General features: G+C 71.0%; 9 protein-coding genes and 1 tRNA gene. 3 read left to right on the top strand and 7 right to left on the bottom strand.

The window, feature by feature from the left end; all coding sequences use genetic code 11:
• Positions 1 to 48 precede the first annotated feature (48 nt).
• Positions 49 to 1,128: an ornithine cyclodeaminase gene (locus tag ACXYMW_RS13240; RefSeq protein WP_459035801.1), complete on the bottom strand. Its 1,080-nt coding sequence runs from the start codon at positions 1,126 to 1,128 to the stop codon at positions 49 to 51.
• An 11-nt stretch (positions 1,129 to 1,139) separates the two neighbouring features.
• Positions 1,140 to 2,063: an arginase gene (rocF, locus tag ACXYMW_RS13235; RefSeq protein ID WP_459035800.1), complete on the bottom strand. Its 924-nt coding sequence runs from the start codon at positions 2,061 to 2,063 to the stop codon at positions 1,140 to 1,142.
• Positions 2,064 to 2,189: 126 nt separating this feature from the next.
• On the opposite strand from rocF, the gene ACXYMW_RS13230 reads away from it, so the two are divergent.
• Positions 2,190 to 2,633 (top strand): Lrp/AsnC family transcriptional regulator, encoded by a 444-nt coding sequence (locus ACXYMW_RS13230; RefSeq protein ID WP_459035799.1) that lies wholly within the window; start codon positions 2,190 to 2,192, stop codon positions 2,631 to 2,633.
• Here the strand turns inward: ACXYMW_RS13230 and ACXYMW_RS13225 are convergent.
• The gene (locus ACXYMW_RS13225) at positions 2,618 to 3,076 is read right to left on the bottom strand and encodes a disulfide bond formation protein B (protein WP_459035798.1); all 459 of its coding nucleotides are present in this window, start codon (positions 3,074 to 3,076) and stop codon (positions 2,618 to 2,620) included. The genes ACXYMW_RS13230 and ACXYMW_RS13225 overlap by 16 nt on opposite strands.
• Before the next feature lie 20 nt (positions 3,077 to 3,096).
• Positions 3,097 to 3,675, bottom strand: a complete 579-nt coding sequence (locus ACXYMW_RS13220; RefSeq protein WP_459035797.1) for a YqaA family protein — start codon at positions 3,673 to 3,675, stop codon at positions 3,097 to 3,099.
• A gap of 156 nt (positions 3,676 to 3,831) precedes the next feature.
• On the opposite strand from ACXYMW_RS13220, the gene ACXYMW_RS13215 reads away from it, so the two are divergent.
• Positions 3,832 to 3,915 (top strand) — tRNA-Leu (locus ACXYMW_RS13215).
• 434 nt (positions 3,916 to 4,349) lie between these two features.
• On the opposite strand, the gene ACXYMW_RS13210 is transcribed toward ACXYMW_RS13215, so the two are convergent.
• From ACXYMW_RS13210 to ACXYMW_RS13200, 3 genes are all read right to left on the bottom strand, one after another.
• Positions 4,350 to 6,323, bottom strand: a complete 1,974-nt coding sequence (locus ACXYMW_RS13210; RefSeq protein WP_459035796.1) for an ABC transporter permease — start codon at positions 6,321 to 6,323, stop codon at positions 4,350 to 4,352.
• Entirely contained in the window at positions 6,320 to 7,351 is a 1,032-nt protein-coding gene (locus tag ACXYMW_RS13205) for a quaternary amine ABC transporter ATP-binding protein (protein ID WP_459035795.1), read from the bottom strand. Before ACXYMW_RS13205 ends, ACXYMW_RS13210 begins: the two co-directional genes overlap by 4 nt.
• Before the next feature lie 65 nt (positions 7,352 to 7,416).
• Positions 7,417 to 8,358 (bottom strand): ABC transporter substrate-binding protein, encoded by a 942-nt coding sequence (locus ACXYMW_RS13200; RefSeq protein ID WP_459035794.1) that lies wholly within the window; start codon positions 8,356 to 8,358, stop codon positions 7,417 to 7,419.
• 191 nt (positions 8,359 to 8,549) lie between these two features.
• Here ACXYMW_RS13200 and ACXYMW_RS13195 point away from each other — a divergent pair, with 191 nt between their 5' ends.
• On the top strand, positions 8,550 to 9,257 hold the full coding sequence (locus ACXYMW_RS13195) for a response regulator (protein WP_459035793.1): 708 nt from the start codon (positions 8,550 to 8,552) through the stop codon (positions 9,255 to 9,257).
• The last annotated feature ends 48 nt before the right edge of the window (positions 9,258 to 9,305 follow it).

Here is a 9,305-nt window from a genome sequence, read left to right as displayed (position 1 = left end):
CCCCCCCCTCCCCCCCCCCCCCCCCCCCCGGCCCGCACCCGCCGCGCCTCAGCCGGCCTCCGGGCGGGCGTCGGAACGGGTGTCGGGGCGGGCGCGGGCCAGCATGCCGTAGAGGTCGCGCGGATCGTCGGGATCGGCCAGCAGGTCGAGCGGCGTGAAATAGGGCGTGCCGCGGATCGCCTCGCGCACGTAGCGCAGGGCGGAGAAATCCTCGATCGCGAAGCCCACGCTGTCGAACAGGGTGATCTGGCGGGCGTCGCGGCGCCCCGGCGCCCGGCCCGCCATGACCTGCCAGAGCTCGGTCACCGGGTGATCGGGGTCGAGCTGCTGGATCTCGCCCTCGATCCGGGTCTGCGGCGGGTATTCCACGAAGATGTCGGACCGGGTCAGCACGCCCGGCGCCAGCTCGGTCTTGCCCGGGCAGTCGCCGCCGATGGCGTTGATGTGCACCCCGGCGCCGACCATGTTGTCGGTCAGGATGGTCGCGTATTGCTTGTCGGCGGTGCAGGTGGTGAGGATCTGCGCGCCCTCGATCGCCGCCTCCGGGCTCTGGCAGGGCACGATCTCGAGCTCGCTCCCGGCCAGGTTGGCGGCGCATTTCGCCACCGCGGCGGGGTCGATGTCGTAGAGCCGCACGCGGCGGATGCCGCAGAGCGTCTTCAGCGCCAGGCTCTGGAACTCCGATTGCGCGCCGCAGCCGATCATCGCCATGGTCTCGGCCCCCCTGGGCGCCAGATGGCGCGCCGCCACCGCCGACATCGCCGCGGTGCGCAGAGCGGTGAGCAGCGTCATCTCGGAAAGCAGCACCGGGTAGCCGGTGGCCACGTCGGCGAGCAGGCCGAAGGCGGTGACGGTCTGCAGCCCGGCGCGGGTGTTGCCGGGATGGCCGTTGACGTACTTGAAGCCGTAGGTCTCGCCGTCCGAGGTCGGCATCAACTCGATCACCCCGACCGGCGAATGCGCCGCCACCCGAGGCGTCTTGTCGAAGCTCTCCCAGCGGCGGAAATCCTCCTCGATCGCCCGGGCGATGCCGGCCAGCATGGTCTCGAGCCCGAGATGGTGGACGAGCCCCATCATCTGCGCCACCGAGACGAAGGGAACGAGGGCCTTCTGCGAGGGCTGGATCATCGGGCCCTCCGTCACAGGATGCGCGGCGTCGGGCGGTCGAAGACCCGGCGCCCGAGCGCCGAGGCGGCGAGATCGACCATGAGCTGCGCGGTGCGCCCGCGCTCGTCCAGCATCGGGTTCAGCTCGACCAGATCCATCGAGGTCATAAGCCCGGAATCGTGCAGGAGCTCCATCGCCAGATGCGCCTCGCGCACGGTGGCGCCGCCGGGCACCGTGGTGCCCACCGCGGGCGCCACCGAGGGGTCGAGGAAATCGACGTCGAGCGAGACATGCAGCAGCCCGCCGGCGCGCGCCACCTCGGCCAGGAAGGACTGGATCGGCCGGGCGATGCCGTTCTCGTCGATGTCGCGCATGTCGTGGCGGCGGATGCGGCTGGCCTCCAGCGCCTGCCGCTCGGCGCCGTCGACCGAGCGCAGCCCGACGATGCAGACCTGGTCCTCGGGGATCGGGTGGGCCACTTCGGGGAAGGCGTCGAAGCCCGGCCGCCCGGTGACATAGGCGAGCGGCGTGCCGTGCAGGTTGCCCGATTGCGTGGTGGCGTCGGTGTGGAAATCGGAATGCGCGTCGAGCCAGAGCACGAAGAGCGGCCTTCCTTCGGCCGCGGCATGCGCCGCCGCGCCGTGCACGGTGCCGAGCGACAGCGCGTGATCGCCGCCCATGAAGATCGGCAGCCCCTGCGCCATGGCCTCGCCGGCGGCGCGCGACAGGGCGCGCATCCAGCCCACCGTCTCGGGCAGGGCGAAGAGGTGGTCGTGCTCGTCGAGGCCGGTGGCGTCGGGCGCGAGATTGCCGAGATCGCGCACCCGGTGGCCGAGATCGGCCAGCGCCTCGGGCAGCCGCGCGGTGCGGTAGGCGTCGGGCCCCATCAGGCAGCCGGCGCGGCGCTTGCCGGAATCGACCGGCGCCCCGATCAGTAGAATGTCGCGGACCTGCATCGCCTGTTCCCTCGTTCCCTGCGCGGCCTCGGCGGGCAGAGTAGCCGCCGATTCGGGCGGAAGGCCACTGGACACTTCGGCCAGAACGGGCGAGTTCATGCCGGAACGGAGGGGAAGGGTTCCGGAATGGACGATCACGACCTCGCCCTGATCGCCGCGCTGAGGCGCGATGCGCGGGCCTCGCTGTCGGACCTGGCGCTGGCGCTCGGGGTGTCGCGCACCACGGTGCGGGCGCGGCTCGACCGGCTGCGGCGGAGCGGCGACATCCTCGGCTTCACCGTGGTGCTGAAGGAGGACGTGGCGCGCGACCCGGTGCGGGCGCTGATGATGATCGGCATCGAGGGCCGCGGCACCGAGCGGGTGCAGCGCCACCTGTCGGGCATGCCGGAGGTGCGCGCGCTGCATTCCACCAACGGGCGCTGGGACCTGATCGCCGAGCTCGGCACGGTGAGCCTCGAGGCGCTGGATGCCTGCCTGACGCGGATCCGCCGGCTCGACGGGGTCACCACCTCGGAGACCTCGCTGCTGCTCGCGACGCGGCGCAGCGCCGAGGCTCAGGCCCGGCGGTAGGCGGCGAGCCAGAGCGCCGCCAGCACCAGCGACAGGAGCGCGTTCCAGCCGGCCATCGAGATCCCGGCGAGGCTCCAGGCGATGTCGTCGCAGCGCACCAGCGGGGCATTCATGATCTGGTCCATCAGTTGGTCTGTGCTGAGCCCGCCGATCGGCCCCGAGGTGCAGGTCGAGGGACCCTCCCACCAGCCGTTCTCGACGCCGACATGGAAGACACCGACCCCGGCGGTGGCGAGCGCCGCCAGCGCCCCGAGGATCGCCAGCGGGCGGGTGGCCGCAAACAGCGCCACGAGCCCGATCAGCACCGCCGCGGCATGCGGCCAGCGCTGCCAGTAGCACAATTTGCAGGGCGGCAGGCCGCCGAGATGCTGGAAGGCCAGCGCGCCGAGCAGCAGCGCGGCGGAGCCGAGGGCGGCGAGCAGGATCAGGGAACGGGCGGTCATGGCGGCCTCCGCGTTGGGGGTCAGAGGAACCGGATCATCGCGAAGCCGCCGGCCAGCGCCGCCAGGAGCAGCGCAAAGACCAGGCCGAGCCGGCGCTCGACGAAATCGCGGATCGGGTCGCCGAAGGCGCGCAGAAGGCCCGCGACGATGAAGAAGCGCAGCGCCCGCGCGACCAGCGCGCTGAGCGTGAAATGCAGGATCGGCAGCCCGGACCAGCCCGACAGGATGGTGATGACCTTGAACGGGAAGGGGGTCAGGCCCGCCATCAGCACCGCCCAGACGCCGTATTCGTTGAAGCGGTCGTTGAAGGCGGCGATCTTGTCGCCCTTGCCCAGCGCCTCCAGAACCGGGGCGCCGATCTCGTCGTAGAAGTAGTAGCCGATGCCGTAGCCCGCGAGCCCGCCCAGCACCGAGGCGGTGGTGGCCACCAGCGCGATCCGCCAGGCGCGGTCGGGGCGGGCCAGGATCATCGGGATCATCATCACGTCGGGCGGGATCGGGAAGACCGAGCTTTCGACGAAGGCGACGATCGCCAGGGCCCACATGGCCTGCGGATGCTCGGCGAGCGCGATGGTCCGGGCGTAGAGATGTCTGAGCATGACGGGTCCGGGAAACGGGGTCCTGCGCCTCTGAGCATGCCGCCGGGGCCGGGTCAAGCGCCCGCGCCCCGCCGCCCGCCCGCTCGGCGGGAAAACCGCGCGCCCCGTCGCCCGGCCTCTGGACGCGCCCGGTCGCGGGCACTAGGAAAGGGGCGGGCCCAAGTGGCGGAACGGTAGACGCAGGGGATTCAAAATCCCCCGCCGCAAGGCGTGTGGGTTCGATTCCCACCTTGGGCACCAATGACTTAAGCGATGCTGCGGTGCGGCGCTTGGGCCGCGTTCACAGTTTCCTGGTCCGTCCCTGTGCTGATCCGGGTCGCGTTCGACGCGCCTGAGCCGCCTTGCTCGACGCGCGCTGGCTCGCCCGCTTCCGGTAGCATGCAACCATTCCGGCGCTCTGCCCGGTCACGGCCTGAATTCCGGCGTCCGAAGCGCTGGCATCGGCTCCCGTGGCCAGCTCGCCAATCGCCCGCTTCCTGCCCGCATCCCGGTCCACGCTGGCCCGAGCTGTCCTTCCGACGGTCCCGGGCCGCGTCCGGCGCATCTGGGCGGCCCGCGGGTGCCCACGCCGGCGCGCCTCGGCCCGGGGTGCGTCAACGGGCAGGCGTTGCGTCCACCGGGGAAGTCCCGGTCCGCCAAGGCGCCGCCCGGCGGGGCCGGGCGGCGCGGGCCGCTCAGAGCCCCAGGGCCTTCCGGCGGCCGGCCGACCAGCGCATGATCACGTGGTCGAAGGCCAGCGCCATCAGCGCCACGCACATGCCGAGCACGAAGTTCTTGCCGAGCTGGTTGCCGGCCAGCGTCTTCTGCAGTTCCTGGCCCAGATCCTGGGTGCCGATGAAGGCCGCGATGATCACCATGAAAAAGGCGAACATGATCGCCTGGTTGAAGCCCACCGCCATGGTCGGCAGGGCCAGCGGCAGCTGCACGTGCACGAGCTTCTGGCGCCGCGTCGCCCCGGCCATGTCGGCGGCCTCGAGCAGCGCGTCGGGCACCGCGCGGAAGCCCTCGATGGTGTAGCGCATCAGCGGCACGGTGGCGAAGATGAAGATCGCGAAGACCACCGAGACATCGTTGACCCCGAAGAGCATGATCGCCGGGATCAGGTAGATGAAGCTCGGGAAGGTCTGGGCGGTGTCGCAGGCGAAGAGGATGGGCTGGCCCCAGCGCTTGCGCTGCGCCGCGAGGATGCCGAGCGGCAGGCCGATCAGGGTGGCCAGGACCACCGCCGAGAGCACCGCGTAGACGGTGATCATGGCGCGGTCCCACCAGCCGGTCAGCGCCACCGCGGCGAAGAACCCGGCCGCCAGCAGCGCCGAGCGGCGCCCGCCCACGGCCTGGCCCGCCGCCGCCAGCAGCAGCAGCACCGACAGCGTGGGCAGCCAGAGCAGGCCGTCGCGGAACGGGATCAGCACCCAGGTGATGAGGAACCAGCGCAGCCAGCCGGTGACCGCGGTGATCGTCGGATGCGACAGCGCGGCGCGGATCAGGTCGTCGATCTCGCGCCCCATCGACAGGTCCTGGCCGCGGCCGATCTCGGCGGCCAGCGGCAGCACCTGGGCGAGGCCGAGGAAGGCCAGGAAGGCCGCTGTGGCGATAACCAGGTGGCGGTGGCGCACATACCACGGCGTGCCGCTCTCGTGATGCTCGGGCTGCTTGACCACCCAGGCCTTGGAGCAGCGGTCGAGGGTGATGGCGATCAGCACGATGGTGACGCCGATCTCGAAGCTGCGGCCGAGCTTCAGCGAGTTCATCAGCGACAGCAGCTTGGCGCCGAGCCCGGGCATGCCGATGAAGGCGGTCAGCACCACCATGGCGAGCGACAGCATGATCACCTGGTTGACTCCGATCAGGAGCTCGCTGCGGGCCGAGGGCAGGTAGACATGGCGCAGCATCTGCCAGCGGGTCGAGCCGCTCATCTGGCCGGCCTCGACGACCTCGCCGGGGACCGAGCGCAGCCCCAGCACCGTCATCAGCACCATCGGCGGGATGGCGTAGACGATGGTGGCGACCGCGCCGGCGGTCGGCCCGACCTTGAAGAAGATCACCGCCGGCAGGAGATAGGTGAAGAAGGGCAGGGTCTGGAAGATCGCCAGGACCGGGCGCAGAGCCGCCTCGAAGCGCGGCAGCTTCCAGGCGGCGAGGCCGAGCAGCAGGCCGAGCGCGGCGGCCAGCGGCGCCGAGACGACGATCACCGACATGGTCTGCATCGCCAGGTCCCACTGGCCGATCAGCGCCACCCAGGTGAAGGTGCCGCCGGCCAGGAGCGCCAGCCGTCCGCCGCCGGCGGCGTAGCCGATGGCGGCGGCGAGCGCCGCCACCGCGCTCCAGGGCAGGGGGCCGATATAGGGCCAGCGGTTCTTGCCGTAGAGCAGGTTGGCGGTGGCATCGAGCAGCCATTCCAGCCCGTCCGAGACGGTCCGGGTCACCGCCAGCAGCCCGAGGTCGTCCTTCAGCGTGTCGAAGAGCCATTGCAGCCAGACGTCGTAGGGCAGCACCGCGGCCTCGGGCACGCGGGCCAGCCAGCCCGGCAGCACCGGCTTCAGCAGCGCGGTGACGAGCGCTGCCAGGAGCAGCAGCAGGGCGGGGCCGAGGATCGGCACGCGGCGCCCGGCGCCCGGGCGGCTCGGGGCGAGGTCGAGCGCGGTCATCGCGCCACCCCGCCGAGCAGGATGTCGAGCGCGTCCTGCCGCTTCAGCGCGCCGAGCAGCGCGCCGCCCTCGTCGGCCACCGGCAGGTAGTCGCGGGGATCGTCGACCAGCTGGCGCGCCAGCTGCAGCACCGTGGCGCTGCCGGCCACGGCGGGTCCGTCGACGGCGTGGCCGTTGACCGGGCGGGCCAGCACCCGGGCATGGACCACGCGCGCCTTCTCGATCTCCTCGGTGAACTTGGCGACGTAGGGGGTGGCCGGGTGCAGCACGATGCGGTCCGGCGTGTCGCATTGCTCGACCGCGCCGTCCTTCATGATGGCGATGCGGTCGGCCAGGCGCAGCGCCTCGTCGAAATCGTGGGTGATGAAGATGATGGTCTTGCCCAGCATGCCGCGCAGGCGCAGGAACTCGTCCTGCATCTCGCGCCGGATCAGGGGGTCGAGGGCCGAGAACGGCTCGTCGAGAAACCAGATGTCGGGTTCGATGGCGAGGCTGCGGGCGATGCCCACGCGCTGCTGCTGGCCGCCGGAGAGCTCGCGCGGGAAGTAGTCCTCGCGGCCGCCGAGGCCCACCAGCTCGATCACCTCGAGGGCCCGGGCGCGGCGCGCGTGGCGGTCCTGGCCGCGCATCTCCAGCGGGAAGGCCACGTTGTCGAGCACGGTGCGGTGCGGCAGCAGGCCGAAGCTCTGGAACACCATGCCCATCTTGCGCCGCCGCAGGTCGATGAGCTGGCGCTCGTCGAGCGCCATGATGCCCTGGCCGTCGACGCGGATCTCGCCGCCGGTGATGTCGATCAGCCGCGACATGCAGCGCACCAGGGTGGACTTGCCCGAGCCCGACAGGCCCATGACCACCAGCATCTCGCCCCGTCCGACATCGAGCGAGACGTCGCGCACCGCGGTGATGTAGCCGGCCTGGCGGATTTCCTCGAAGCTGAGCCCGGTGCGGGCGGTGGGCAGGTAGCGCTCCGGGTCGGGGCCGAACAGCTTCCAGACGTTGCGGCAGGAGATGACGGGCGTGTCGGTCATGGCGGGCCTTTCTGCGGGGACGAGGGGGCCCCGGGATCCGCGATCCCGGGGGCGGGCGGCGCGGATCACTCGATCCAGGGCGTCCAGACGTCCTCGTTCGCGGCCAGCCATTCGGCGGCGGCCTCTTCGGGTTCGAGCTCGTCGACATCGACCAGCTTGGCCATTTCGGCGATCTGCGGGTTGGTGAAGGAGATCTTCGTCAGGGTCGCGTAGGCGGCGGGCCACTTGTCCTGCATGCCGTCCCAGGCGGCGATCTTGAGATAGCCGTTGGCGGGATTGCCGCAATCGTAGGTGGCGTCGGGGTTGGGGCCGACCGCGGGATCGCTGTCGCAGCCCTCCTGCCATTCCGGGAACTCGACGAATTCGCCGGGCCAGACCGCCTCGGCGAAGTTCGGCGTCCAGTTGAACACCACGATCGGTTTCTTCTCCGGCTCGGCGGCCTGGATGGTGGCCCAGAGCGCGGCGGCGGAGCCGGCATTGACCACGGTGAAGTCGAGGCCGAGCGCGTCGACGCGCTCCTGGTCGTGCTTGAGCCAGTCCACCGGGCCGCCGAGGAAGCGGCCCTTGTCGCCGGTCTCGGGGGTGGCGAAGACCGCGGCGCAGTCGTTCAGCGCCTGCCAGTCGGGCAGGCCGGGGCAGGCCTCCTTGGTCCAGGCGGGATACCACCAATCCTCGCGCGTCACCGCGTCATGGGTGCCGGCATCGTGGATGCCGCCCTTCTCGCGCGCGGCGTCGAAGGACGCGCCGAAGGCGCCTTCCCAGACCTCCATCTCCAGCGTCACGTCGCCCATGCGGATCGATTCGTAGACCGCCTGGCTGTCGGTGGTCACGAACTCGACGCTGTTGCCCATCTCCTCGAAAATCTGGCCGACCGCGTGGCTCATCACGATCTGGCTCGACCAGTTGTGGATCGGGATGATGATCGGGTCCGGCGAATCCTCGGCGGCGGCGCCGTTCACCGACAGCGTGACCGCGGCGAGGCCAAGGACGATTGCGCGTTTCTTCATCTTGTGAACTCCCTGTTGAGGGGCGGACAACAGGTGGGCGAACCCGGTTCTGGGGGGTCGGGGCGCTGGCCCGGGCACTGCTGCCGCCGCGACCCAGACTAGGGACGGGATGTGAACAAGTAAGACCGCGGCGATGAACGAACTGGTGAACGATGTGAAAATTTGTTAACAGACGGGAAAGGGACCCCGTGATGCCGCACCGCGCGCCTGCGCATATCCTGGTGATCGAGGACGAGCCGGTCAGCCGCGCCACGCTGACCAGCTATCTCGAGAACAACGGCTACCGCGTCAGCGCGGTGGGCGAGGGCGCCGCGGCGGAGGAGATCCTCGCCCGCGACCCCGCCGATCTTCTGCTCATCGACATCAATCTCGAGGGCAAGGACGGCCTGCAGTTGACCCGCGAGCTGCGCGCGCAATCCGAAGTGGGCATCGTGCTGATCAGCGGTCGCACCGACGACGTCGACCGCATTGTCGGGCTCGAGATGGGCGCCGACGACTATGTCTGCAAACCGTTCAACCGGCGCGAATTGCTGGCGCGGATCAAGAACCTCCTGCGCCGCAGCACGGCGCTGCGCCATCTCGGCCGCACCACCTTCCGCTTCGCCGGGTTCAGCTTCGACACCGCGACCCGGCAGCTGATCCGGCCCGACGGCGCCGCGGTGCGGCTGACCCGCGCGGAGTTCGAGATCCTGGCCCGGCTGGTGCGCCACCCGGCCGAGGTGCAGAGCCGCGAGGCGCTGATGGGCGCCGCCCCGCAGCGCCGCGACGGGCCCGAGCCGCGCAGCGTCGACGTGCTGATCCGCCGGCTGCGCCAGAAGCTCGGCGACGATCCCAAGGCGCCCGGCATCATCGCCACCTCGCATGGCGAGGGCTACGTCTTCACTGCGCGGCTGGAATGATGTCCGCGCCCGCGCGGCGCTCGAGCGCCCCGGCCAGGGCGCGGCGCG

The sequence above is a fragment of the Roseivivax sp. CAU 1761 genome (assembly GCF_054482755.1).
This window is presented reverse-complemented; position numbering and strand designations above follow the sequence as displayed.

Coding starts and splice junctions, on each gene's coding strand:
- ACXYMW_RS13240 (WP_459035801.1), bottom strand. CDS start 1,128: ATGATCCAGCCCTCGCAGAAGGCCCTCGTTCCCTTCGTCTCGGTGGCG.
- rocF (WP_459035800.1), bottom strand. CDS start 2,063: ATGCAGGTCCGCGACATTCTACTGATCGGGGCGCCGGTCGATTCCGGC.
- ACXYMW_RS13230 (WP_459035799.1), top strand. CDS start 2,190: ATGGACGATCACGACCTCGCCCTGATCGCCGCGCTGAGGCGCGATGCG.
- ACXYMW_RS13225 (WP_459035798.1), bottom strand. CDS start 3,076: ATGACCGCCCGTTCCCTGATCCTGCTCGCCGCCCTCGGCTCCGCCGCG.
- ACXYMW_RS13220 (WP_459035797.1), bottom strand. CDS start 3,675: ATGCTCAGACATCTCTACGCCCGGACCATCGCGCTCGCCGAGCATCCG.
- ACXYMW_RS13210 (WP_459035796.1), bottom strand. CDS start 6,323: ATGACCGCGCTCGACCTCGCCCCGAGCCGCCCGGGCGCCGGGCGCCGC.
- ACXYMW_RS13205 (WP_459035795.1), bottom strand. CDS start 7,351: ATGACCGACACGCCCGTCATCTCCTGCCGCAACGTCTGGAAGCTGTTC.
- ACXYMW_RS13200 (WP_459035794.1), bottom strand. CDS start 8,358: ATGAAGAAACGCGCAATCGTCCTTGGCCTCGCCGCGGTCACGCTGTCG.
- ACXYMW_RS13195 (WP_459035793.1), top strand. CDS start 8,550: ATGCCGCACCGCGCGCCTGCGCATATCCTGGTGATCGAGGACGAGCCG.